Consider the following 25,330-nt stretch of genomic DNA (forward strand, 5'->3'; position numbering starts at 1 on the left):
GCTGCTTATACTAAACAGCAATACAAATAGTAAACACATTTTTTTCATAAATAGGGTTCGTTTGGGTTAATAATTAAGGGTTACTTTCAATATTTTATCAGTTGTTTGTTTAACAACAAATTCACTATTTAGGCGTTTTCCTACCACCCAAATAATGTCATCATTTGCATTACACAACAACCACGTGTTTTCTTTTTCTATTAAAGACATTTTTTCGTCTTTAAAAAACTTACTAATTTTCTTTTTTCCTTTCATACCGAAAGGGTAAAATACATCACCGTCTTTTCGCTTTCTTAAGCGTAACGGATATTGCAATTTGCTTTTGTCTAAAAACACTTTACTTGAAGTATTTTTTTCTAACTGATTTACTTCTTGAAATTGCAACGAAATAGGTTTAGAAATTACACTTGTTTTAAGAGGAATTTCATAAACACTATCTAGCAAAAGTATATCATTTTTTGTTAATAATAAAAAGCCTCTATCTTTTATTAATCTATGGGTTTTAGACGCAACATACTTTCCAGCTTGAGCATCTAGTAAATCCGCTATATTCGCCCATTCAGAGAATCCACAACCTTTTAGTATATGGTATAAATAGACTTTAAAATTTTTATACTTTTTTAGCTTTTTAATGTCTATTTTTAATTGATTTTCTTCTTCAAAACACAAATCATTTTTCACCTCATTTAAGTGCTTTTCTAACACTTCTTTTTCTTCTTTTAAATATCCTAAATGTTCTTGAAAAGTATGAAGCAAATTAGCGTTTAATTCTTGCAAAACAGGAATCACTTTATGCCTAATTTTATTTCTAAAATACTTGGTAGATTGATTACTTTCATCTTCTCTCCAACTTATTTGATTATCTATAGTAAATTGTTGGATTTCGTTTCGAGAAAAGGGTAATAACGGGCGAATAATATTACCATTTATTTCTGGTATACCAGTTAAACCTTGTATATTAGCACCTCTTGTTAAATTAATAAGAACTGTTTCTACATTATCATTTAATTGATGAGCAGTTAAAACGTACTGATAGTTCTCTTGTTTTAAGAGTTCATTAAACCAATTATATCTCAGCTCTCTAGCTGCCATCTGAATAGACAAATTGTTATTGTTGGCATAATCTTGAGTAGAAAAACTAGTTGTAAAACACTTAACTTTTAACTTTTCTGCAAGTCTCTTAACAAAAACTTCATCTTTGTCTGAATCTTCAAAACGAAGTTTAAAATTGCAATGAGCCAAAGCTATAGAGTAATTTAACTGATGTAATAGGTGCGTTAAAACAACACTGTCTATCCCTCCAGAAATAGCAATTAATAGATTGCCTTCTTTTAGAAAAGGTAATTTTTGTTCTATATGATTTTTAAACTTTTCTAGCATAGCAACTAATATACAATAGTTCTAGATACTTTTTATTTATTTAAGACTTACTTAAATACAACAGCTTAATTATTAAATTCCCTATCCTTTATTTAACAAAGCTTCTCGCATGGCTTTTGCTTTTAACAAACATTCTTCATACTCAGCTTCTGCTTTTGCTTTTGCGGTAATTGCTCCTCCTACCGAATAAGATACATATTTATTAGTTTCGTTATACAATATGCTTCTTATTACTACATTAAAATCAAAATCATTATCAGGAGTAAAATAACCTACTGAGCCAGAATACAAACCTCTCTTACTCTCTTCTACCTCTTCTATAATCTTCATAGCAGAAACTTTTGGAGCACCTGTCATGCTTCCCATAGGATAAGTTGTTCTTAAAACTTCTACAGGACTTTTAGTATGAGCTACTTTAGATGTAATGGTACTTATCATTTGGTGCACTTGGTCGAATGTATATATTTTACATAACTCAGGAACTTGAACACTACCCTTTAAAGCAGTTTTAGATAAGTCGTTACGGACCAAATCAACTATCATTATATTTTCTGAACGTTCTTTCTGGTCATGCTCTAAATCGTATTTTAACTTTTCGTCTTCCTCTTTATTAGTAGATCTTTTTGCAGTTCCTTTAATTGGCTGCGATACTATTTGAGTACCGCTTTTTTTAATATAACGCTCTGGCGAAGCAGACAAAAGAAATTTATTTGATACCTTTAAGAATGTGGCAAAAGGCGAATTAGATATGTTATTTAATTTTTGATAGACTTGTAGAGGATTTATTGTAGTGTTTTCTGCAAAAAACTCTTGGCAGAAGTTCATTTCGTAAATATCTCCTCTATTTATATGGTTAATTATTTTTTGAAATTTCTCAAAATAACTGTCTTTTGTTATTTTAAGTTTAATTTTTACTTCTGAACTCTCTTCAGAAAAAGATGTATAACTATTTAAAATTTCTTGCCAATCGTCTTCTATTTCATCATCTACAGCATATAAATAATGTAATTCTATTTCATTCTGTTTTAGCAAAAAAAGCTTTTTAGGCTGAAAAAAAAATAATTCAGGAAAAAGTAAATGATCTGGATTTTGAGAGACTAAATTTTCGGTGTCATTTTTTAAATCATAGCTTAAATAACCAAACAACCAATCTTTCGTTATTGATTGGTATTCTTTTAACTTATCAAAAGCATCTACGTAATCTGTTTGTAAAACCGTAAAGGCATCTACCGCTAAAACAGCATCAAAATCTGCATACTTTTGTTCATAATTATTAGAATCTAACCATACAACTTCGTCATATTGCTGCGCCCAAGACAACAATTGTTCTTTTAGCTTAGGAAAATTCTTTATATTTTTAGTTGTTATTTTTCTCAAAAAAAATCGAGTTTATAAAAATAAAAATAGTCTCCAATTACTAATTGGAAACTATCTTTATTTTATTTTTATTATTCTATAATAAACTGTGATTATCTCTGTAAAAAAATACTTTTCACAAAGACAAAAGTTTTTAATTAGCTACTTCGCTAATAAATTTAATTCGATAAAGTCTTAATTCTTCATCTTCGTAATCCCCATCAAACTCTTCTATAGCATCTGCTATTTTATCGTTTTCAGCTTCCATAAAATACTCGTGTATTTCTTCTTGCTGATCTTCATCTAAATGATCGTCTATCCAATAATCTATATTCAACTTTGTACCAGAAAAAACAATCATTTCCATTTCTTTAATAAAGTCTGCCATTTCCATACCTTTAGCTGCTGCTATATCATCTAGAGGTAACTTTCTATCTACATTTTGAATAATGTAAAGTTTTAACGCAGAATTTGCTCCTGTACTTTTTACTACTAAATCGTCTGGCCTTTCTATTTCATTTTCTTCTACATACCTACCAATTAAATCTATAAATTCTTTTCCGTATTTTTTAGCCTTTCCATCTCCAACACCGTGAACATTTTTTAATTCGTCCATTGTAATAGGATATTTAAGAGCCATATCTTCTAGAGAAGGGTCTTGAAAAACTACAAAAGGAGGTACTTCTAATTTTTTAGCTACCTTTTTACGTAGATCTTTCAGCATCTTCATTAACTTCTCATCTGCAGCTGCACCGCCTTTTGCCATAGTTACGATACTGTCATCTGCATCTGCAGCATATATATGGTCTTCTGTCATCATAAAAGATTGAGGAGAAACAATATAATCTCTACCTTTATCTGTTAACTTCACAACACCATAAGTCTCTATATCTTTTTTTACATATTTAGCTACTAAAGCTTGGCGTATTAATGCCATCCAATACTTATCGTCTTTATGTTTCCCCCTTCCAAAGAAAGGTTTTGTATCTGTTTTATGAGAACTAATTAAAGCGTTTTTATTTCCGATTAAAGTATTTACAATTTCTTTGGATTTATACTTTTCTTTAGTATCACTAACCGTTTCTAACATCATCTTTAACTCATCTTGAGCTTCATGTTGCTTCTTCGGGTTACGCATATTATCGTCCATATCTCCACCTTCTCCTGTATTCTCATCGAACTCTTCTCCAAAATAATGAAGGATAAACTTTCTTCTGGACATAGATGTTTCTGCATAGGCAACCATTTCTTGTAGTAAGGCATGACCAATTTCTTGTTCTGCTACTGGTTTACCAGACATAAATTTTTCTAATTTTTCTATATCCTTGTAGGCATAAAAAGCCAAACAATGTCCTTCTCCTCCATCTCTTCCAGCTCTTCCGGTTTCTTGATAATAACTTTCGATACTCTTTGGAATATCATGATGTATTACAAAACGAACATCTGGTTTATCTATCCCCATACCAAAAGCAATAGTAGCTACAACAACATCTACATCTTCCATTAAAAACATATCTTGATGTTTGGCCCTAGTCTTGGCATCTAAACCTGCATGATATGGAACAGCGTTTATGCCATTAACTTGTAAAACTTGAGCTAACTCTTCTACTCTTTTTCTACTTAAACAATAAACAATGCCACTTTTACCTTGATTTTGCTTAACAAAACGAATAATATCTGCATCAACTGCCTTGGTTTTTGGTCTTACTTCGTAATATAAATTAGGTCTGTTAAACGAGGCTTTATATGTAGTAGCATTCGCCATACGTAAATTCTTAAGTATATCCTCTTGAACTTTGGGAGTAGCGGTAGCTGTAAGCCCTACAATAGATATACCTTCATCTATTTTTTGGATGATATTTCTTAAATTTCGGTATTCAGGTCTAAAATCATGTCCCCACTCCGAAATACAATGAGCCTCATCTACTGCTAAAAAAGAAATTTTGATGCTTTTTAAAAACTCTATGTTATCTTCTTTGGTTAAAGATTCTGGAGCTACATATAACAACTTAGTCACTCCATTAGTTAAATCTTCTTTAACCTTTTTGACTTCTGTTTTAGTTAATGATGAATTTAATACATGTGCTATTCCGTTCTCTGAGGAAATTCCTCTCAAAGCATCAACTTGATTTTTCATTAACGCTATAAGTGGTGAAACAACTATTGCAGTACCTTCACTCATTAAAGCTGGTAATTGATAGCACAGTGATTTACCTCCACCAGTAGGCATTATTACAAAAGTGTTTTCGCCATTTAGAACGCTTTTTACAACGTCTGCTTGCAAGCCTTTAAATTGAGAAAAACCAAAATGTTTTTTTAGGGCTGCAAGTATGTCATTTTCATTAAAATCCATTATAGAGTTTTACTATTTTACATTACATTTGCAATAATTAAAGATACTACTTTATTTAAAACATGAAATAAGATTTTCATTTTTTTAACGAGTATAAAATCAATTTTAAAACAATCTAAACTAGCTATCTTTTAAATAAAAGATTTTCAGCGAGTTGCCAAATCATAATTTTTAATGAGTAATTTAAATAAAATTATTCAAATAGCTCAAGAGACTATCCTAATAGAACAAGAAGCTATTGCCAACCTAGTAAACTTAATAGATCAAGAGTTTGCTCAAGCTGTTAATTATATATACCAATCTAAGGGTAGAGTTGTAATTTCTGGAATAGGGAAAAGTGCTAATATAGCCACTAAAATTGTAGCTACCCTAAACTCTACAGGAACTCCAGCAATTTTTATGCACGCTGCAGATGCTATACATGGAGATCTAGGTACTATACAAAAAGACGATACCGTTATTTGTATTTCTAAAAGTGGTAACACTCCAGAAATTAAAGTATTGGTTCCTCTAATAAAAAGTGGCGGAAATAAACTTATTGCCATTACTTCTAATAGAGATTCTTTTTTAGGGCAAGAAGCCGATTTTGTTTTACATGCCTATGCACAAAAAGAAGCTTGTCCTAATAATTTAGCTCCAACAACTAGTACAACTGCTCAACTAGTTATTGGCGATGCTTTAGCTGTATCTTTATTGAGGCTGAAAGAATTTACAAGTAACGATTTTGCTAAATACCACCCTGGAGGTGCTTTAGGAAAAAGATTGTATTTACGCGTTGCTGATTTAGTTTCTAAAAACGAAAAACCTCAGGTTACAGAAGATGCTACTATTCAAGAAGTTATTGTAGAAATATCTAACAAACGATTAGGTGTTACTGCTGTTGTAAATAACTCTAAAAAAGTGTTAGGTATTATTACAGATGGAGACTTAAGGCGAATGTTAGCAAAGACTACTGATTTTTCTAACCTTACTGCTAAAGACATCATGACTGCTTCCCCTAAAATTGTAGAAAGTAATATGATGGCTATTGATGCTTTAGAAATTTTAGAAAATAATGATATTACTCAATTATTAGTGGCAGACAAGAATGAATATAGTGGTGTTGTTCACTTACATGATTTAATAAAAGAAGGAATTATATAATGGCTAAAAAAGACCCAAATGAAATGTCTTTTCTAGATCATCTAGAAATTTTAAGACGTCATTTAATTAGAGCTGTTTTAGCTGTTCTAATAGTGGCAGCTATTATGTTTTCTTTACCCGGATTTGTTTATGACACTTTAATATTTGGCCCTACAGATCCTGGATTTATGACCTACAAAGGACTTTGTAACCTTTCTAAAGCCATTGGTATGGACGAAGGCTTATGTATTGAATCTTTTAATTTTAAAATTCAAAGCAGAACTCTAGCTGGGCAGTTCTCATCACATATATGGGTATCTATAACGCTAGGTTTCATTGTTGCTTTTCCGTATGTTATTTATGAACTATGGAAATTTGTTAGCCCTGGTCTACACCAAAACGAAAGAAAAAATTCTAGAGGATTTATTGTGGTATCTTCTTTATTATTCTTTTTAGGAGTACTTTTTGGATACTTTATTATTTGTCCACTCTCTATTAACTTTTTAGCAAATTATTTTGTTTCAAAATCTGTAGAGAACAACTTTGACTTAGATTCTATTGTTGGTATTGTAAGAGCTTGCTCTTTAGCTTCTGGGCTATTATTCGAACTACCCATTATTATCTATTTTTTAACTAAAATTGGTTTAGTAACTCCTGAATTTTTAAAGAAAAATAGAAAAGTAGCCTTAGTTTTAATTTTAATTGTTTCGGCTATAATTACTCCGCCAGACTTAGCCAGCCAAATAGTAGTAGCCATACCCGTTATGATACTGTATGAAATTAGTATTATAATATCTAAACGAATTGTAAAAAAAGAACAAAAGAAAACCCTTTCATAAAAATGACTGATCATAATAAAGTAGCAGAATTTAATGAGTATCGTGAAAAGATGAACAAACGCATCTTACAAGACGATAATAAAATACTACATAGAATATTTAATCTAGACACCAAAGCTTTTATGGGTGGAGCTTTAGATGTTAGGACAAAAGAATTGTTAGGTTTAGTTGCCTCTTTGGTGTTGCGCTGCGACGATTGTGTTAAATACCATTTAGAATCATGCAATAAAGCTGGTTTAAACGGTAAAGAGGTTGCAGAAGCTTTGAGTATTGCTACACTTGTGGGTGGTACTATCGTTATTCCACATTTGCGTAGAGCTTACGAATATTGGGATGCTTTACAAGAAGGTTAATAATATATTAAAGCTTTAAACATTACATTTTAATTACTTACTTTTACCTCTGAGCAACAAAAACGCAATGATATTAAGAGCCGAAAACATAAGAAAAGCCTATAAAAACAAATTAGCTGTTAAAGGCATTTCTGTAGAAGTTAAACAAGGAGAAATTGTTGGTTTATTAGGTCCTAATGGAGCAGGCAAAACCACCTCTTTCTATATGATTGTTGGACTGGTAAAACCAACCGACGGTCAAATCTTTTTAGATCAAACAGAAATCACCAAGTTTCCTATGTACAAAAGAGCTCAACACGGTATTGGCTATTTAGCTCAAGAAGCTTCTGTATTTAGAAAGCTTACCGTGGAGGAAAACATCATGAGTGTTTTAGAACTTACTAATCTTTCTAAGAAAGAACAAAAAGAGCGTACAGAACAATTAATTGAAGAATTTAACTTACAAGAGCGTAGAAACCGTAGAGGAGATTTACTTTCGGGTGGGGAACGTAGACGTACTGAAATTGCACGTGCTTTAGCTACCAACCCTAGCTTTATTTTATTAGATGAACCGTTTGCTGGTGTTGATCCGGTTGCTGTAGAAGACATACAACGAATTGTAGCTCGCTTAAAAGACAAGAATATTGGTATATTAATTACCGACCATAACGTACAAGAAACCTTAGCTATTACAGACCGTACCTACTTAATGTTTGAAGGGAGCATTCTTAAACACGGAGTACCAGAAGAACTCGCTGCAGACGAAATGGTACGTAAAGTGTATTTAGGGCAAAACTTTGAGCTGCGTAAAAAGAAGTTAGATTTTTAAACTTTTTTACTAAGACTTAGATTTACAACTCTATCTATTTCCATTTTATTTTTAGATACAAATATTAATCTTACACCGTCTAAGATAAAAAATATCTGGATTTATACTTTCTATGTGGCTCCAAAAACTTTTTTGTAATTCTGACCACTCTTCCAAATCCTCTTGTAATGAAAAGTTTTCATAGTTGACATATGATTCTACACTTGGTATTTCTGTTGGATTTTCAAATAAATACCATTGATCATAATTATCACATATCGGACCATTTAATATATCATTTGTTAACTTTGGAGAATAAGCAATTTCTTCTTCTTTTTTCCAACCAATTTCAACCTCTTTATTTGTTGGTGCAAACTCTCCTCCATCAAAATGAGAGATACATAAATATTTACTTAAAAATAAATCAGGCAAGTCATCTATCAAAGTATATAAACACAATTGGTAGCCAGACACAACTTCAAACCAATGAAAATCTTTATGAGTTCCTTCCCAATAAACCATTATCAAAATTATTTTTCAAGCAAAAGTGATTTTTCTGCCTTAAGCACCTCTTTTACCTTATCTATTAAAAGAATAAGCGATACAATTACAATAGTTGCCCAATCTCCATTCTCTCTGTAATAATGATAAATCATTCCTCCTAATAAAAAGGGAGTTACAAAATCTATAATTTTCGAAATCACTCTTAAAAATGATTGGATTTTTACTGGAAATTTTGACAAAATTGTCTGAATTGATCTATTTAAAAACCCACTCAAAAACCTGAACAACAATGAAATAACAACAATAAACACAAGTGTAGCTATAGTGAATCTCTCTGTACCATTTTGAAATGTTGCATTAAATATAAATCTTAAACAAAAAACCACTAAAGCTATCAAAAGTAAGGGCTTCAGAATCTTAACCCAAAAGAAAGTAACACTGTTGTAAATAGCTATCAGAAAACCTCTTCTATCCATATAAAAATTACTTCCCTAACTCCTTAACAAGACTTTCAAACTCTTTCTTAAAGTCTAGGAACTTTTGCCTAGTAGCTGGCCCGTTAAACCCAGTATGGACTTTTTGTACTTGACCTTTCTTATCAATAAATATTGTTGTTGGATACGATAATACATGATTTAGCATTGGTAGCTTTTCTGCTGCTTTCTTTTTACTCGCCGTACCTGTTTGGGCTAACAATATTGGATATGGTATTTCTAAACGCTCTTTTAATCTTTTTAAATTTTTAACAGCTTTATCTTCTTTTGCATTTTCAAAAGCTAAGGCAACAAATTCAACTCCTTCTGGTTTGGTTTTATAATAATTACTTAAATACTTGCTCTCGTCTAAACAATTTGGACACCAACTTCCCATAATCTGAACGATAACCGCTTTATCTTTAAAGCGTTCATCTTTTAAACTAACCTGATTTCCGTTGATATCTGGAAAAGCGAATTCAATTTTATCGTAACCTTCTTTTAAATAAGTTAATTTACTAGGATCCGTTAGTTCGAATGTAGAATTCTTTATAGCGACCCATGGTTCTTTGTAATGATTCCCCGAATAAAACATTCCGTTTACTATACTATCTCCTTTTACTTCTCCATCGAAATAGAAAGCATGAGCTCCATCAAAAGCACTAAACTTTAATTTGTTACCATCTAAAGCGCCTTCTAAAAAACGATAATCCCCAGTTTCTGTTAAAAAAGTCCCTGTAACTACATTTTCGTCTCCATCTTTAAATACTCCTTTGGCTTTATATTCATTATCTGTACCTGGACTAAAAGTAACCTCCCAATTACCACCAACAGGCTGATGTGTTTTAGCCATTACCGGATACCTAAAATGTATATCATGAATGGCTTCAAAAGGTACTGGAGTATAATTTGGTCCTTTTTCGTAAGTTCCCTCTATATTACCTTTGTCGTCTATTCTTCCTTTTAAATGAGCATCAAAAACAGGCATTGTAATATGTACCATACTGTTTGCTACACTTACATCTGAAACCTGTATTTGTTCTTCTGCATTATAAACTACTATACTTTTATCAGACTTCACTTCGAACAAAAAAGGAAGTTGCTTATTATCTTGTACATCGATAACAGCTCTATACATACCAGATTTTAGTTCTCTTTCAACTTCTTTCTCTTCAACTGGTTTTACTTCCTTTTTACAAGAAAATACTACTACAACAAATAAAAGGCTATAAATATATTTCATGATATTTTTTTAGTGGATTAAAACTACAAAAAAAGGTTGTCCTTTTTTAGACAACCCTTGTTAAATTTTATTTTGAAGATTTACTTCTACTCAGAATTGTTTTTAACTTAAATAAGCTTCAACATTCTCTTTAATTCTATTTTCTATATTAGATAAATCTGCTCTTACAAAAGTATCTCCTGTAATTTGCTCATATAACTCTATATAGCGTTCAGATATTTCAGTTATTTTTTCTTCATTCATTTCTGGAATTACCTGTCCTTCTTTACCTTGAAATCCGTTGGCTATTAACCATTGTCTAACAAATTCTTTAGATAATTGCTTTTGAGACTCCCCTTTATCTTGGCGCTCTTGGTAACCTTCAGCATAGAAGTAACGAGATGAATCTGGAGTATGAATTTCGTCTATTAAAACAATTTTACCATCTTTAGTTTTTCCAAACTCATATTTGGTATCTACTAAAATCAATCCTCTTTTTGCTGCTATTTCTGTACCTCTTGCAAATAAAGCTCTTGTATATTTCTCTAACACTTCATAATCTTCTTGAGAAACAATTCCTTTAGCCAATATATCTTCTCTAGAAATATCCTCATCGTGCTCACCATTATCAGCTTTGGTAGATGGTGTTATAATAGGCTCTGGAAACTTATCGTTCTCTTTCATACCTTCTGGCATTTCAACCCCGCAAAGCACTCTCTTTCCTGCTTTGTATTCTCTAGCAGCATGACCAGACAAATACCCTCTAATAACCATTTCTACTTTAAAAGGATCACATAAATGCCCAACAGCTACGTTTGGATCTGGAGTTGCCATTATCCAGTTAGGAACCAAATCTTCTGTTTCCTTCATCATTTTAGCAGCAATTTGATTTAGAATCTGACCTTTAAAAGGAATTTGCTTAGGCATAATAACATCAAAGGCTGATAAACGGTCTGAAGCAATCATGACCAACTTTTCATCATTAATATTATATACCTCTCTCACTTTTCCTTTATAAACAGACTTCTGGTTAGGAAAGTTATAATTTGTGTTATTAATGGTATTACTCATTAGTTAAGTTGTTGTGTTGTTGTTGATTTGGCAAAAATAAACAAAGCCTTTATAAATTCATTCATTATAAAGGCAATTTTTAATATTGTTTTTAAAGCTCATTGATTTGCTATTGAACTCTTAAATATTTTTCTGTTTTGATTCTTACATGCTTACGATAAGATACCAATTCTGGAAACTGATAAAAAAAGTTTTGCTTCTGCTCTGCTATAGTTTTTGGGTTATCAATTTTATCTTTCATTACAAAGGCAGTCCAACTTTCTGCTATATCTTCTTCTGGACTCTCTGCTGCATAATCTGTTAGAAACTGATCTTGATTGTCTAAATAAAAATTATATAATCTATCTACCAATTCTACTTCATTATCAAAATATTTGTATTGAATTTTATCCCATTTTGATAATAACTTACCATTCCAGAATTGATTAACAAATAAGTTTATATAACTACTTTTCAGCGCCTCTCCTTCAGAAGTCAAGTATAAACCTCCATCTTCTTGATATTCTTTATTAGTAGGCTTTACTTGTGTATTATTGAGCGTTAACAAATGTCCAAACTCATGTACATAAGTATATACCGACTGATACAAACGTTCTTTTCCTTTAGATTTAAAATTAACATCCATGGTGTCGAGTACCAGCTCCCATTGAGAGTTTTCGTCATTTAAAGAGCCCAAGGCTCCAGTTTTTTCGTCTATACCGTCAGAAATTAAAACCAATTTCTTTAAATACTTGTGTGTTAATTCTTCTGGAAACATCTCTTTAAAAACCTTCCAGTTTTCTTGGGCTAATGAAGTACTTACATGAGTATTTGCTAACAAAATACCATTGTGTATTTCCCAAGATCCAATTGTTTCATTATCTACTTGTGTTTGACAAGAAAGTAGTCCGCCAACTAATAAACAAATGCTTAAAAATAAAGGTCTCATAATTTGTTTTTACATCTAAAACAACTTATAAGACCTGTACCCTACTATTTTATTATAATTTAAAAATTGAAGTTGTTATTTCTATTCCTGATGTTCAATACTTTTATAGGCTTCTATTACTTTTTTAACCAATCTATGTCTTATAACATCTTTATCATCTAAATGAATAAACCCTATTCCTTTCACGCCTTTTAAAACCAATATAGCTTCTTTTAGCCCTGAAACGGTTCTTCTTGGTAGATCTATTTGTCCAGGATCACCAGTAATCATAAAACGTGCGTTTTTCCCCATACGAGTTAGAAACATTTTCATTTGAGCTCGAGTAGTATTTTGAGCTTCATCTAAAATAACATAGGCATTATCTAAAGTTCTTCCACGCATAAAAGCCATTGGTGCTATTTGAATTATTCCCTTTTCCATATGGGATTCTAACTTTTCTGGAGGAATCATGTCTCTTAGTGCATCATACAATGGTTGCATGTAAGGATCTAACTTATCTTTCATATCTCCTGGTAAAAATCCAAGATTTTCTCCTGCCTCTACTGCAGGTCTAGTTAAAATAATTCGCTTAACCTCTTTATTTTTTAAAGCTCTAACGGCTAGCGCAACACCTGTATAAGTTTTTCCAGTACCTGCAGGTCCAATAGCAAAAACCATATCATTAGCCTTAGACACTTCTACCAATTTACGCTGATTAACAGTTTGTGCCTTTATCTTTTTACCTCCAACTCCGTGTACTAAAATATCATCACTTGCTGCAGAAGTGTGTATATCTGCTCCATTTTCAGCGGTTAAGACACGTTCTATTACATTCTCATCTAATTTATTGTATTTGGCAAAATGCTGCATAAGCATTTGCGCTCTTTCGTCAAATTCTTCGAGAATCTCTTCTTCACCATAAGCTTGAATCTTATTTCCTCTAGCTACTATTTTAAGCTTTGGAAAAAAAGTTTTTAAGTACTTAATATTCTTGTTCTGTTGTCCGAAAAATTCACTCGGATTTATTTCGGTTAATTCTAATATTAGTTCGTTCAAAAGCTATTGTATTAAATTATACTTCTTTACATGTATAGTAAGCCAACTGATTACTATTGCTTCTATAAATTAACTAAAAAATCCTTAGATTTACTGCATAAAATTCTGCATTTTTGCTAAGGATTATCGACAACTTATCAACAATTAATTTAAATGGCTATTATTACCTTAACAACCGATTTTGGATTAAAAGACCATTATGTTAGCGCTATTAAAGGGGCTATTTACTCATATGAGCCTTCTAGTATAATTGTTGATATTTCTCATCATATTTCTCCTTTTAACTATACAGAAGCAGCTTATATTATAAAAAATGCTTATCAAAGTTTCCCTGAAGGAACGATTCATATTATTGGTGTTGATTCTGAGTTATCTCCAGAAAATGAACATTTAGCTATGTTGCTAGATGGGCATTATTTTATTTGTGCCAATAATGGTATTTTGTCAATGTTAAGTTCTAGTATTTTACCAGAAAAGCTAGTAACCATTAACATTCATAACGATTTAAATGATAATTTCCCTGTAAAAAACATATTTACAAAAGTTGCAACTCATATAGCTCGTGGTGGCAACTTAGATGTTATAGGCAAACCGTTTAATAAATTAAAAGAAGTAACTAACCTATCACCAGTAGTTAATAATACGCAAGACTTAATTGTAGGCAACGTATTGTACGTAGATCATTATGGCAATGTAGTAACTAATATTACCAAAGAACTCATTCAAACTATTGCAAAGGGTAGAGATTATACCGTTTTAGTTAGGAATTACACCTTTAAAACAGTGTATAATGCTTACAGTGAATGTGTAAATTTTAACATACCGAAAGAAAAAAGACAAGACGACGGAAAAAGGTTAGCCCTATTCAATGCTAATAATAATTTAGAAATAGCAATCTATAAAAGTAACTTGAATACTGTTGGAGGGGCATCATCTCTATTAGGACTAAGTTATAGAGATACTATTTCGGTAAAATTTAATTCATAAACATGCTCGTTAGAATTGTAAAACTTTGCTTAGAAAGTAAACACATACCTACTTTTTTAGAAAACTTTGAGCAACAAAAAGACTCTATAAGAAACTTTGAAGGTTGCCAGTTTTTAGAACTATATCAAGATAAGTATCATAAAAATGTTGTTTTTACCTATAGTTACTGGGACAATGAAGAAGCCTTAAACAATTATAGAAACTCTAATTTATTTAAAGGAATATGGGCTATTACAAAACCTATGTTTGCCGACAAACCTCAAGCTTGGAGTGTAGATAAATTACATAGTTTAAAATAAAAAACATGAAACTATTTCCGTCTAAAACTTTTACTATTGAATTAGCTGAAGATAAAGAAGTGTCTTTAGAAAAGTTAAAACAACGAACAAAAAAATCTAACTCATTAATATCAAGCTATACAGATAAAACATTTATTGGCAAGGTTGAAACTAACAACTTTAAATTGATTAGCTCTGAAATAGGAAAAGGAGCCTTATGTGTTTTTACTGGTAACGTAAAAAATAATGAAATACAAGTAACAACTACCGTTAACACTCCATTTAAAGTTTTAATTTCTATTTGGGCTATTGGATTCTTCAGTTTTATTTTATTTATGGGAGCAAAAGAAAACTTTGAAAGTTTAATTCCACAATTAATTCCTTTTTTAGTATTCTTACTCGTTATCAGGTATCTTTTTATTGGTTTGTTTTTTAAAAAATTAACAAACAATGGCATAAAACGATTTAAAGATATTTTAAACATCAAAAGCCTTACAATAATTGATTAGCTTTTCAGCGTTTTTTTTTCAATCTTTGAATCTTTAATCTTTTAATCTCGAATCGAACTCTATGTTTGCTATTTTAAAAAAAGAAATACAATCCTTTTTCGCCTCCCCAATAGGCTATTTAGTTATTGGTATTTATTTACTGGCTAACGGATTATTTTTATGGGTTTTTAAAGGTGATTTTAACATTTTAGATTACGGTTTTGCAGATCTTTCCGGTTATTATTTCTTAGCTCCTTGGGTTTTTATTTTCCTTATTCCCGCCATTAGTATGAAAAGTTTTTCTGAAGAGAAAAAACAAGGAACCCTAGAACTTTTGTTAACCAAACCCATAAGCTCTTGGCAACTAGTAATAGGTAAATATTTAGGTATACTTAGTTTAGCTTCTTTGGCTTTACTACCTACCCTATTATACATATACACCATTTATCAATTAGGTAACCCAATTGGTAATATCGATTTGGGAGCAACAACTGGAGCTTATATTGGCTTAATTGGTATTGCTGCCATATTTAGTGCTGTTGGATTGTTTACATCTGCTATTAGTAACAACCAAATAGTAGCATTTATTATAGCAATACTATTGTGTTTTATATTATACTTTGGCTTTGAAGGTTTTGCTGAATATGAGCTTTTTGGTGTATCGAGTTTTGCTATAGAAAACTTAGGCGTTAAAGCTCACTTTAACAGTATAAGTAGAGGCGTATTAGACACTAGAGATATTATTTACTTTATAAGTATAAGTGCTTTTTTCTTATTCTTAACTAAATTAACTTTAAGCAAGCAATAACATGATTATTACTCCAGTTCTTATTATTTCATGTATTATAATAGTTGTATTACTATATTTATTTTTAAATGCAATAGATAATAGTAAAAAGATATTAAATATTGTTTTAGCTATCATAATTACTCCTTTAGTTTACTTTTATATTTGGTACCCCATTTCAAATATATTTATACCTTATCATCATCATAAAAAATTTGATGCAGAAGCTTGGGAAGAAAAACCAGGTTTACGATACGAAATGATTGATAATATGATTGAAACCAATTTCTTAATTGGTAAGTCTAAAAATGAAGTAGCCAACATGCTTGGAGAAGTTCAGTGGCTTAGTTGGGATTTTGATGCAAATAACTACAACCCTGATGCTTGGAATTATGGATTAGGATTAACTCCTGGTGCCTTTACAGATCAAAAGGAGGATGTAGAAATTATTTTTAGCAACAACAAAGTTTCTAAAGTTATACTGAGCAAATCAGAATATACTTATGAACCTAAGAAAGCTCCAGAATCAAACAAAGTATTAGATTCTATAAATACTCAATTCAAGAAATAATATGTGGTTTAAAAAAAATATTGTTTCCATAGCCATAGCTTTAGTTGCTGTTATAGCAATTAATATGCTTTCGAATTTTGTTTTTACAAGGTTTGATATGACTCAAGATAAACGTTATACTTTATCTAAAGCATCAAAGTCTACTATAGAAAATATAGACGACTTAATTACTATAGATGTTTATTTAGCTGGTAATTTACCTGCAGAATTTCAGCGTTTACAAATAGAAACCAAACAATTATTAGAAGAGTTTACAGCTTTAAATAGTAATATAGTAGTTAACTATGTCGATCCAAAAACATTAACAGACGATATAGATCAATTAATCGGGCAAATGAGCCAGTTTGGTATGGTACCTGCCAAAGTTGATATTAGAGAAAATGGTAAAACTTCTCAGGAAATAGTTTTTCCATGGGCAGAAATTATCTATAATAAAAAAGGAAAAGTAGTTCCGTTATTAAAAAACAACTTATTAACTCAATCTACTGTAGAAAGAGTTAATAATTCAGTACAACATTTAGAGTATGCATTTGCCAATGCTTTTAAAACTGTTATTGAAAATAATGCTAAAAACATTGCTTACTTAATTGGCAATGGCCAGTTAGAAAGTAAATATGCTTTTGATTTTCTTAATACATTAAGCAAAAACTATAGAGTAACTTCATTTACATTAGATTCTGTACAAATACAACCAAACAAAACACTTGATCAGTTAAAAAAGTTTGATTTAGCTATAGTTGCTAAACCTACAGAAGCCTTTTCTGATTCAGAAAAGTATGTGGTAGACCAGTATATCATGAATGGTGGTAAATCTTTATGGCTAGTTGATAAAACTACTGCTGAAATGGATAGTTTATTTCTACAACAAAAAACCTTAGGAATGCCTAGAGATTTAAATCTAAAAGATATGTTTTTTCAATACGGATTTAGAATTAACCCTGTACTTGTAAAAGATATGTACGCTAGTGATATTATGCTGAATGACGGAAAGCAATTTAATAGATATCCTTGGTTCTATAATCCATTAGTAATACCTGGTAAACACCATGAAATAATAAATAATATAAATCCAGTAAAATTTGAGTTTACAACAAATATAGACCTCCTTAAACAAGGAATTAATATTAAAAAAACACCTTTATTACACTCATCTCAGCTTACTGCAACTGTTGGTTTACCTAAACTAATAAGTCTAAACGAAATTAGTCAAACAGTCAATAAAGAGTTTGCTAGTAAATTCAATAAAAAACCTCAGGTATTAGCTGCTTTATTAGAAGGAAAATTCACTTCTACTTTTAAAAACAGAATAAAACCGTTTAAGTTAAAAAAACATATAGATGAAGGTAATGATGCAAAAATAATAGTTGCTGCAGATGGTGATTTAGTTAAGAACCAATTAAACAAAGGCGAACCTCTTGCTTTAGGTTTTGATAAGTATACGGGGCAGACTTACGGGAACAAGGAATTTCTAGAAAACGCTGTCAATTACTTATTAGATGACACAGGACTCTTAAAAGTTAGAAACAAAGAAGTTAAAATTCCACAATTAGACGTGGAAAGAATAGCCAGCGAAAAACGAAAATGGCAAATTATTAATATGGTTATTCCATTGATATTATTAGCTGTATTTGGTTTTGTATACAACTATATCAGAAAAAAGAAATATACATAGTAATTTCTGTTAAAAACCCTTTAATCTTGTTAATAAGTTTGTTTCTTAAAACCGTGGAATTACAATATATTTGTTCTTCATTAAATTAAAGCTAACAAATGAAATTTATTGTTTCAAGTTCATATTTATTAAAACAACTTCAAGTACTTGGAGGGGTTATTAATAATAACAATACGTTACCTATTTTAGATAATTTCTTATTTGACTTAAGCCAAACAAGTTTAACTGTTTCTGCAAGTGATTTAGAAACAACCATGTCTGCTACACTAGATGTAGAATCTGAATCTGAAGGTAGTGTAGCAATTCCAGCAAAATTACTATTAGATACTTTAAAAACTTTTCCTGAACAACCTTTAACTTTTATTGTTGGAGATAATAATACTGTTGAAATTAGTTCTAATCACGGTAAATATGCTTTAGCATATGCTAGTGGAGAAGAGTTTCCTAAAGCTGTTGTTTTAGAAAACCCAAGTAATACCATTATAAAAGGAGAGATTTTAGCCACTGCAATCAGTAAAACAATATTTGCTGCTGGTAACGATGATTTAAGACCTGTAATGAGTGGTGTGTTTTTTCAATTTTCTACAGAAAGTCTAACGTTTGTTGCTACAGATGCTCATAAATTAGTAAAATACCAAAGAAACGACGTTACTGCTTCTGAAACTGCAGAGTTTATTATGCCCAAAAAGCCTTTAAATTTATTGAAAGGTATTTTAGCTGCTAATGATAGTGATGTAAGTATAGAGTACAACGACTCTAACGCTCGTTTTACCTTTGATAATATTGATTTAGTTTGTAGACTAATTGATGGTAAATACCCTAATTACGAAGCAGTAATACCTAAAGAAAATCCTAACCAATTAACTATTGCTAGAAATCAATTTTTAAACTCTGTTAAACGTGTTTCTATTTTCTCGAATAAAACAACACACCAAATTCGTTTAAAAATTGCTGGAGCAGAATTAAATATTTCTGCAGAAGATATAGATTATTCTAACAAAGCTGAAGAACGTTTAACTTGTGATTACCAAGGAGACGATATGCAAATAGGCTTTAACTCACGCTTTTTAACAGAAATGTTAAACAACTTAAACGCAGATGATGTTTCTTTAGAAATGTCTTTACCTAACAGGGCAGGTATTTTAACTCCTATAGATGGTTTGGACGAAGGTGAACAAGTAACGATGCTTGTAATGCCAGTAATGCTTAACAGCTAAACACTTTTAGCGTAATTATATAAAGAAGCCAACCTAAAAAGGTTGGCTTTTATTTTATTTAAATGTTCTTCAAATAAAATCTATTAAAATCTTTACTTTAACAAGTAATATTATTTTAAAAACTCATAAGTTAAAGGGTAATAAGTATCCTCTCCTCTTTTCGCTTTAAATCCATTAATAATAGAATAAATTCCAATAATAAACGGTATAACGAATAAGATTAATAAGCCTAAACCTAATGCCAATATCAAAGGAATAGCAATGATCCCTAATAATAACATACTCAACTGAAAGTTGATAACTTGTTTTCCTTCTTTGTCTAACTTATAAATTTCATCTTTTTTAAATAACCAGATAAATAACGGAACTAGTAATCCACCAAAACCTGTAATAAAATCTAATAACTGACTAAAATGCAATAACGATAAGATACTTCTGTCTTCTTGTAACATAATAATATATAATTGATTGATGTAATATATTTGACGACAAAACAAACAACATGTTACATATTTTAAGATTTTATTAAAATATTACCTATAAAAAATCGTTATTTTGGCATTAATATTTAAACTGTTCTATGAATAATCTATTTAAACTTATCATCATTAACTTATTATTAATAAGTTCTATTGGTATTAGAGCTCAAGAATTAAATTCTAAAGCCTTTAAATCTGGTGAGCACCTAACCTACCAAGCATCTTACAACATGTCTGGTTTATTAACAACCTTTGCTCAAGTTGATATGAAAACCGCGGCTGTACGTACAAAAAAGAAAAGTTACATGCACTTAAAGTGCACTGCATATACGTATAAAAAGTGGGATGATTTTTTTAAAATAAGAGACCTTTATGAAGCATATATCAATCCGTATACTTCTACTCCATATTTATATAAAAGAGATACCAATGAAAAAGGTACCATTAGAAAAGAAACCTATAAATATAAAGGTAATATTGTAGATGCTACTTATGTTAGAGGACAATCTGGAGTTATTCCTGCTACCTTTAATATTAGTCCAGAAACTAAGGATGTTGTTTCTACTCTTTATTATTTAAGAAATTTACCAATTCATACAGCTAGAGTTGGTGATAATAAAGATTTTAATGTGGTTTTTGATAGAAAGATTAAAAAAGTAACCCTACAGTTTTTAGGTAAAGAAAAAATCAATACTGTATTAGGAGAAAAAGAATGTTATAAAATTTCTGTAGCTCTTAAAAGAGAAAATCTATTAAAAGGAAATAATATTATCTATTTAACTGCAGACAAAAATAAAGTTCCTGTTTTAATTGAATTTAATATTCCTGTAGGGAACGGACAATTAAAATTAACTCAAGCAAAAAATTTAAAATACTAAAACCTAATATTTATTATGAGATTATTAGCACTGATTATTGCTATTATAGGATTAATTATCACTATAGCTTTTACCATCTTTCCGGTAGGTAGCTTAACTATTTTTCCTGCTATTATAACCCTTGTCTGTGGTTTTATTTTATATCGCTTAAACAAACACGATGAAAGGTCTACTCTGTTTCCTAAAATAATTATTGGCTTGGCACTTGTTAGTGCTTTAATTTCTATTAGCAAAAACGTGTTAATAGACGATACAATAGACAATGATATAGAAATGGAACAACGTGAAAAAAAGTCAAAACAAGATGCTGTAAAAGACTTAGAAGAATTAGAGTAATTTTAAGTATTTTAGCTTTACAAATAGATCCTTTTTTAGATCAACTAAATTAACCTTAAATGAGAAAGATTTTCATTACAGTTTCTGTTTTAGCATTAACTGCTTGTTGTGCACAAAAAACAGTAATAAAAAAAACTGGTTCAGAAACAACATCTAACAATACAATTAAAAACACGGCTGAAATCTATGCAAATACTATTACAGCTGATGAGATGAAAACAGATTTATATATTTATGCCTCAGATGAATTTGAAGGTAGAGATACTGGTGCACCTGGACAAAAGAAAGCGGTTGAATGGTTGAAAAAGCAATACAAAAAAATGGGGATTTCGTCTGTAGACGGAAGTGATAATTATTTCCAACCAATTCCTGAAGCTTATTTCGAAGGAAAAGCATATGGCGACTCAGAAAACGTATTAGCCTATATTAAAGGAACTGAAAAACCTGATGAAGTTGTTGTTCTTTCTGCTCACTTAGACCACGTAGGTTATCATGATGGACAAATATACAACGGAGCAGATGACGACGGTTCTGGAACCGTTGCTTTATTAGAAATTGCAGAAGCTTTTAAAAAAGCTAAATATGCAGGTGTTGGTCCTAAACGTTCTGTTTTAATATTACATGTTACTGGAGAAGAAAAAGGATTGTTTGGATCTCGTTTTTATGCAGAAAACCCTGTGTTTCCACTTGCCAATACTGTAGCTAACATTAATGTTGATATGATTGGTCGTGTAGACCCTCAGCACGAAGACAAAAAACGCTATATCTATGTTATTGGTGCAGACAGGTTAAGTACAGGTCTAGATGCTGCCGTGACTGAAGCAAATAAAAACCTAGATGGATTTAATTTAGATTATAAATACAACGACAGAAATGATCCGCAACGCATTTACTACCGTTCAGATCATTATAACTTCGCTAAAAAAGGAGTTCCAGCTGTATTTTTCTTTAGTGGATTGCATGAAGATTATCACCAACCAACCGATACTCCTGATAAAATAGATTACCCATTAATGACAGAAAGAACTAAACTAATTTTCTATACCGCTTGGGAGCTAGTAAATAGTAAAGAAAGAATTAAAGTTGATAGAGATGGTAATTAATTTCTATTTATAACATACTCCTATCCCTTCTTTTGAGGGGATATTTTTTTATAAGCACTTTATTAAGAAAATTGTAGCAATCTAAAAAACCAAATGACTGCCATGATTTAAAACAACTATAAAAAGTTATAAAATCTTCTATTTACTTCTTAGTCAGCTTCAATAACTTTTCTTTATCTCCATTAAAAATATTGACATCTACATACTCTTTAATGCCTCTTACACTTCCTTTATCTGTAAACTGCCAAAAATCCCAATCGTTATCAATATTTTCTACATAATAGTTGTAATTCGCTATCCAACAGGTATATTCAGAAAAATCTTTATATAGATGATCGTTATAAAACGATTCGCCCGAATAAATAATCGGTTTTACTCCATAATGCTTTTCTACCCTATTCAACCAGCGCTTTAAGCCTATTTTTAAGTTCTTTATACTCTGTATTCTTGGTATATCTTCTATATCTAAAACTGGAGGCAAATCTCCTTTTTCTAATCTTACGGCATTTATAAAATTATTTGCTTGTAATAAAGAATTCTCGTTAGGCCTATAATAATGATAAGCTCCTCTAACTATGTTTTTCTTTTTTACTTGCTTCCAGTTTCTTTTAAATTTTCTGTCTACTCTATCTTTACCTGCTGTTGCTCTTACAAAAACAAAACTAATAGGAAAACTATCTTGTATTTTAAAAGCTTTGTTCCAATTTATTTTTCCTTGATAATGAGACACATCTATTCCATACACCTTAGTTTTATGATGTTGCAATACATCAAAAATTCTCAACTGAGTAGTTACAGATGATTTTTTTATATCTGGAGCTTCTTCTATTCGTTGATAAGCCAAATAATATAAGGCATATCTGTAATGCCAAACAGCAAACAATAGCGCTATTAAAACTATAGGAAAAACAATATGCTTCTTAAATGAAAAAGCCTTTTTTTTAGATTGATATTTCCTTTTATTTTTTTTCAATCGTTAACTATCTCTAGCATTTAACACCAATGAAACAATTATGTATAAAGCTATAATTATTGGTATAGCTAAAAAGTGTAAAAATACAATTAGTAATAAACTAGCCAATAAAAACAAATACTTTACAGCATTCTCCTTAAAACCAAAAGTTTTTAGTTTTAATGCAAATAAGGGTATCTCGGCATTTAATAAATAACAACTAAGTAGCGTAAAGCCAATTAAAAACCATTTATTAAGTATTAGGTTGTTAATCCACTCTATATCATTAGTCATAATAATTAAAGGTAAACTTAAAACTAATAAAGTATTGGCTGGAGTTGGCACTCCTATAAAAGAATCGGTTTGTCTGGTATCTAAATTGAACTTTGCTAATCGGTAGCAAGAGGCAAGAGTTACTAATAAACCTATAAAAGTGATATAGCTTTCTCCAGAAAAACATATTAATCCTTTAGATTCATCAGAAAGATTTAAGCTATCTAACCATACATTATTTTCCTCAACTATAGAATTACCTAATAGTTTATACATCACGATACCAGGTACAACTCCACTCGTAACCATATCTGCTAAAGAGTCTAACTGTAAACCTAACTCGCTTTGTACTTTTAGCATTCTTGCTGCAAAACCATCAAAAAAATCGAATACAATTCCTAACACCACAAATAACGCCGTGTTAAACATATCTCCAGTAACAGCATATAACACAGCTATACATCCACAAAATAGATTTAATAAGGTAATTAGGTTCGGAATATGTTTTTTCATTTTATTTTTTTTAAGCAGCTGTAAAAATAACAAAGATTTTACGTCTAAACTTACTTAAACGAATTACATTTTTAGTTGTAAGCAATAATATTGCTAAAAAGTAGTTATCTAAGCGAGCAACAAAAAACACATTTTTATGAAATGGTTTTAGTTTAAATGTTATTTTTGTTTTCAATTACAAAAAATAAATGAAGAATTACTATTTAATTATATTCTTACTAACTGGGCTCTTAAATACTCAAGCTCAAGTAACAAGAAAGTATTCTAATGAATTTTTAAACATTGGTGTAGATGCTAGAGCTTTTGGTATGTCTAAGGCTGTAGTTGCCAACACAAGCGATGTCAATTCTGGCTACTGGAATCCAGCTGGATTGTTAAAATTAAAAGACAAGCAAATTTCTTTAATGCACGCTAATTACTTTGCCAATATAGCTACCTATAATTATGCGGGTTTTGCTATGCCAATTGATGAAAAAAGTGCGTTTGCTATATCGTTAATTCGTTTTGGAGTAGATGATATTCTAGATACTACACAATTAATAGATAGTGATGGAAATATAGACTATACTAGAATTAGCTTATTTTCTGCTGCAGATTATGCAGCAACATTTTCTTATGCCAAAAACTTAGGAATAGAAAACCTACGTTTTGGAGCAAATGCTAAAATTATTCGTCGAGTTATTGGAGATTTTGCTAACTCATGGGGTTTTGGTTTTGATGCTGGTATACAATACGACTATAAAAAGTTTACTTTTGGAGTAATGGCTCGAGATATTACAACCACATTTAATACTTGGAGTATAGACGAAGATAAATTTGAGGATATTAAAAACGCTATTCCCGGAGAGAACCAAGAGTTACCTGAAGATACAGAGCTTACCTTGCCAAAATTGCAAATAGGTGTAGCCAGAACATTTACTTTTAAGCATGATTTAACCTTATTAGCTGAAGTAGATTTAGATGTTCGTTTTGCAGAAACAAATGATGTTATCTCTTCATCTTTTGCAAGTATGACTCCTGCTGCAGGTTTTGAATTCGATTATAAAAAAATAGTTTTCTTACGTGGTGGAATTGGTAATTTTCAAAATGTTTCTCAGTTAGATGGTGGAGACAAATTAGGTGTAGAGCCAAACATTGGTTTAGGGTTTCATTATAAAGGAATATCTATAGACTACTCTCTTACTAATTTAGGTGAAACAGACGAGGCGTTGTATTCTAATATTTTCTCATTAAAGTTAGACTGGAGTGTTTTTGGAAAAAATAATTAATCATCTCGATTTAAGTATTTAAAGCTTATTTAGTAAGGGCACGAAAATTATTTAATAAATTATATATCTAGTTATCGCCCCGCGATTAAAAAATAGTATTTTAGG

At 30.6% G+C, this 25,330-nt stretch carries 27 protein-coding genes; 15 read left to right on the forward strand and 12 right to left on the reverse strand.

The genetic code is table 11. The features are described 5' to 3' along the window. Window positions 1–66: 66 nt before the first annotated feature. The 3 genes from tilS to ACFQ1O_RS00960 form a co-directional block, all read right to left on the reverse strand. Window positions 67–1,380, reverse strand: coding sequence for a tRNA lysidine(34) synthetase TilS (gene tilS / locus ACFQ1O_RS00950; protein ID WP_377712358.1), 1,314 nt, complete (start codon window positions 1,378–1,380; stop codon window positions 67–69). Between the two features lie 81 nt (window positions 1,381–1,461). Next, complete coding sequence (pabB, locus tag ACFQ1O_RS00955; RefSeq protein WP_377712360.1) at window positions 1,462–2,757, reverse strand: aminodeoxychorismate synthase component I; 1,296 nt, start codon at window positions 2,755–2,757, stop codon at window positions 1,462–1,464. 133 nt (window positions 2,758–2,890) lie between these two features. After that, a complete protein-coding gene (locus tag ACFQ1O_RS00960; protein WP_377712362.1) occupies window positions 2,891–5,089 on the reverse strand; it encodes a RecQ family ATP-dependent DNA helicase in 2,199 nt (732 codons plus the stop codon). A 174-nt stretch (window positions 5,090–5,263) separates the two neighbouring features. Between ACFQ1O_RS00960 and ACFQ1O_RS00965 the strand changes: the two genes are divergently transcribed. The 4 genes from ACFQ1O_RS00965 to lptB all read left to right on the forward strand — a co-directional run bounded on the left by ACFQ1O_RS00965 (window position 5,264) and on the right by lptB (window position 8,211). After that, complete coding sequence (locus ACFQ1O_RS00965) at window positions 5,264–6,232, forward strand: KpsF/GutQ family sugar-phosphate isomerase (protein WP_377712364.1); 969 nt, start codon at window positions 5,264–5,266, stop codon at window positions 6,230–6,232. Next, entirely contained in the window at window positions 6,232–7,050 is an 819-nt protein-coding gene (gene tatC, locus ACFQ1O_RS00970) for a twin-arginine translocase subunit TatC (protein WP_377712366.1), read from the forward strand. Before ACFQ1O_RS00965 ends, tatC begins: the two co-directional genes overlap by 1 nt. A gap of 2 nt (window positions 7,051–7,052) precedes the next feature. Beyond that, window positions 7,053–7,403: a carboxymuconolactone decarboxylase family protein gene (locus tag ACFQ1O_RS00975; protein WP_377712368.1), complete on the forward strand. Its 351-nt coding sequence runs from the start codon at window positions 7,053–7,055 to the stop codon at window positions 7,401–7,403. A 67-nt stretch (window positions 7,404–7,470) separates the two neighbouring features. After that, window positions 7,471–8,211 (forward strand): LPS export ABC transporter ATP-binding protein, encoded by a 741-nt coding sequence (lptB, locus tag ACFQ1O_RS00980; RefSeq protein ID WP_377712372.1) that lies wholly within the window; start codon window positions 7,471–7,473, stop codon window positions 8,209–8,211. A 51-nt stretch (window positions 8,212–8,262) separates the two neighbouring features. Here the strand turns inward: lptB and ACFQ1O_RS00985 are convergent, their stop codons facing one another. The 6 genes from ACFQ1O_RS00985 to ACFQ1O_RS01010 all read right to left on the reverse strand — a co-directional run bounded on the left by ACFQ1O_RS00985 (window position 8,263) and on the right by ACFQ1O_RS01010 (window position 13,423). After that, on the reverse strand, window positions 8,263–8,712 hold the full coding sequence (locus tag ACFQ1O_RS00985) for a hypothetical protein (protein WP_377712374.1): 450 nt from the start codon (window positions 8,710–8,712) through the stop codon (window positions 8,263–8,265). Window positions 8,713–8,720: 8 nt separating this feature from the next. Beyond that, the gene (locus ACFQ1O_RS00990; RefSeq protein ID WP_377712376.1) at window positions 8,721–8,894 is read right to left on the reverse strand and encodes a hypothetical protein; all 174 of its coding nucleotides are present in this window, start codon (window positions 8,892–8,894) and stop codon (window positions 8,721–8,723) included. Between the two features lie 283 nt (window positions 8,895–9,177). Beyond that, window positions 9,178–10,410: a peroxiredoxin family protein gene (locus tag ACFQ1O_RS00995; RefSeq protein WP_377712378.1), complete on the reverse strand. Its 1,233-nt coding sequence runs from the start codon at window positions 10,408–10,410 to the stop codon at window positions 9,178–9,180. Between the two features lie 102 nt (window positions 10,411–10,512). Then, window positions 10,513–11,460 (reverse strand): phosphoribosylaminoimidazolesuccinocarboxamide synthase, encoded by a 948-nt coding sequence (locus ACFQ1O_RS01000; RefSeq protein ID WP_377712381.1) that lies wholly within the window; start codon window positions 11,458–11,460, stop codon window positions 10,513–10,515. A gap of 109 nt (window positions 11,461–11,569) precedes the next feature. Continuing rightward, window positions 11,570–12,388 carry a hypothetical protein gene (locus tag ACFQ1O_RS01005; protein ID WP_377712384.1) on the reverse strand — a complete coding sequence of 273 codons (819 nt, stop codon included), beginning with the start codon at window positions 12,386–12,388 and terminating at the stop codon, window positions 11,570–11,572. Between the two features lie 81 nt (window positions 12,389–12,469). Continuing rightward, on the reverse strand, window positions 12,470–13,423 hold the full coding sequence (locus ACFQ1O_RS01010; RefSeq protein ID WP_377712386.1) for a PhoH family protein: 954 nt from the start codon (window positions 13,421–13,423) through the stop codon (window positions 12,470–12,472). Window positions 13,424–13,576: 153 nt separating this feature from the next. Between ACFQ1O_RS01010 and ACFQ1O_RS01015 the strand changes: the two genes are divergently transcribed. The 7 genes from ACFQ1O_RS01015 (at window position 13,577) to dnaN (ending at window position 19,423) form a co-directional block, all read left to right on the forward strand. After that, entirely contained in the window at window positions 13,577–14,410 is an 834-nt protein-coding gene (locus tag ACFQ1O_RS01015) for an SAM hydrolase/SAM-dependent halogenase family protein (protein WP_377712388.1), read from the forward strand. Between the two features lie 2 nt (window positions 14,411–14,412). Further along, window positions 14,413–14,709, forward strand: a complete 297-nt coding sequence (locus tag ACFQ1O_RS01020; RefSeq protein ID WP_377712390.1) for a putative quinol monooxygenase — start codon at window positions 14,413–14,415, stop codon at window positions 14,707–14,709. Window positions 14,710–14,714: 5 nt separating this feature from the next. Next, on the forward strand, window positions 14,715–15,197 hold the full coding sequence (locus ACFQ1O_RS01025; RefSeq protein ID WP_377712392.1) for a hypothetical protein: 483 nt from the start codon (window positions 14,715–14,717) through the stop codon (window positions 15,195–15,197). 61 nt (window positions 15,198–15,258) lie between these two features. Further along, a complete protein-coding gene (gldF, locus tag ACFQ1O_RS01030) occupies window positions 15,259–15,984 on the forward strand; it encodes a gliding motility-associated ABC transporter permease subunit GldF (protein ID WP_377712394.1) in 726 nt (241 codons plus the stop codon). Window position 15,985: 1 nt separating this feature from the next. Then, the gene (locus ACFQ1O_RS01035; RefSeq protein ID WP_377712396.1) at window positions 15,986–16,534 is read left to right on the forward strand and encodes a hypothetical protein; all 549 of its coding nucleotides are present in this window, start codon (window positions 15,986–15,988) and stop codon (window positions 16,532–16,534) included. A gap of 1 nt (window position 16,535) precedes the next feature. After that, complete coding sequence (gldG, locus tag ACFQ1O_RS01040) at window positions 16,536–18,206, forward strand: gliding motility-associated ABC transporter substrate-binding protein GldG (RefSeq protein ID WP_377712398.1); 1,671 nt, start codon at window positions 16,536–16,538, stop codon at window positions 18,204–18,206. Window positions 18,207–18,304: 98 nt separating this feature from the next. After that, window positions 18,305–19,423: a DNA polymerase III subunit beta gene (gene dnaN / locus ACFQ1O_RS01045; protein WP_377712400.1), complete on the forward strand. Its 1,119-nt coding sequence runs from the start codon at window positions 18,305–18,307 to the stop codon at window positions 19,421–19,423. 110 nt (window positions 19,424–19,533) lie between these two features. Here the strand turns inward: dnaN and ACFQ1O_RS01050 are convergent, their stop codons facing one another. After that, window positions 19,534–19,875, reverse strand: coding sequence for a DUF4870 domain-containing protein (locus ACFQ1O_RS01050; RefSeq protein ID WP_377712402.1), 342 nt, complete (start codon window positions 19,873–19,875; stop codon window positions 19,534–19,536). Window positions 19,876–20,003: 128 nt separating this feature from the next. Between ACFQ1O_RS01050 and ACFQ1O_RS01055 the strand changes: the two genes are divergently transcribed. The 3 genes from ACFQ1O_RS01055 to ACFQ1O_RS01065 are packed head-to-tail and all read left to right on the forward strand — an operon-like array spanning window position 20,004 to window position 22,219. Then, entirely contained in the window at window positions 20,004–20,780 is a 777-nt protein-coding gene (locus ACFQ1O_RS01055) for a DUF3108 domain-containing protein (RefSeq protein ID WP_377712404.1), read from the forward strand. 15 nt (window positions 20,781–20,795) lie between these two features. Then, on the forward strand, window positions 20,796–21,116 hold the full coding sequence (locus ACFQ1O_RS01060; protein ID WP_377712406.1) for a hypothetical protein: 321 nt from the start codon (window positions 20,796–20,798) through the stop codon (window positions 21,114–21,116). A 59-nt stretch (window positions 21,117–21,175) separates the two neighbouring features. Further along, window positions 21,176–22,219, forward strand: a complete 1,044-nt coding sequence (locus ACFQ1O_RS01065; protein ID WP_377712408.1) for a M28 family metallopeptidase — start codon at window positions 21,176–21,178, stop codon at window positions 22,217–22,219. Between the two features lie 142 nt (window positions 22,220–22,361). Here the strand turns inward: ACFQ1O_RS01065 and ACFQ1O_RS01070 are convergent, their stop codons facing one another. Together ACFQ1O_RS01070 and ACFQ1O_RS01075 are read right to left on the reverse strand one after the other, a co-directional pair. Beyond that, window positions 22,362–23,192: a glycoside hydrolase family 25 protein gene (locus ACFQ1O_RS01070; protein WP_377712410.1), complete on the reverse strand. Its 831-nt coding sequence runs from the start codon at window positions 23,190–23,192 to the stop codon at window positions 22,362–22,364. A 3-nt stretch (window positions 23,193–23,195) separates the two neighbouring features. Further along, a complete protein-coding gene (locus ACFQ1O_RS01075) occupies window positions 23,196–23,957 on the reverse strand; it encodes a CDP-alcohol phosphatidyltransferase family protein (RefSeq protein ID WP_377712412.1) in 762 nt (253 codons plus the stop codon). Between the two features lie 188 nt (window positions 23,958–24,145). Between ACFQ1O_RS01075 and ACFQ1O_RS01080 the strand changes: the two genes are divergently transcribed. Continuing rightward, window positions 24,146–25,225 (forward strand): putative type IX sorting system protein PorV2, encoded by a 1,080-nt coding sequence (locus ACFQ1O_RS01080; RefSeq protein WP_377712414.1) that lies wholly within the window; start codon window positions 24,146–24,148, stop codon window positions 25,223–25,225. Window positions 25,226–25,330 lie beyond the last annotated feature (105 nt).

The sequence above is a fragment of the Pseudofulvibacter geojedonensis genome (assembly GCF_042675745.1).
Taxonomy (GTDB): Bacteria; Bacteroidota; Bacteroidia; order Flavobacteriales; family Flavobacteriaceae; genus Pseudofulvibacter; species Pseudofulvibacter geojedonensis.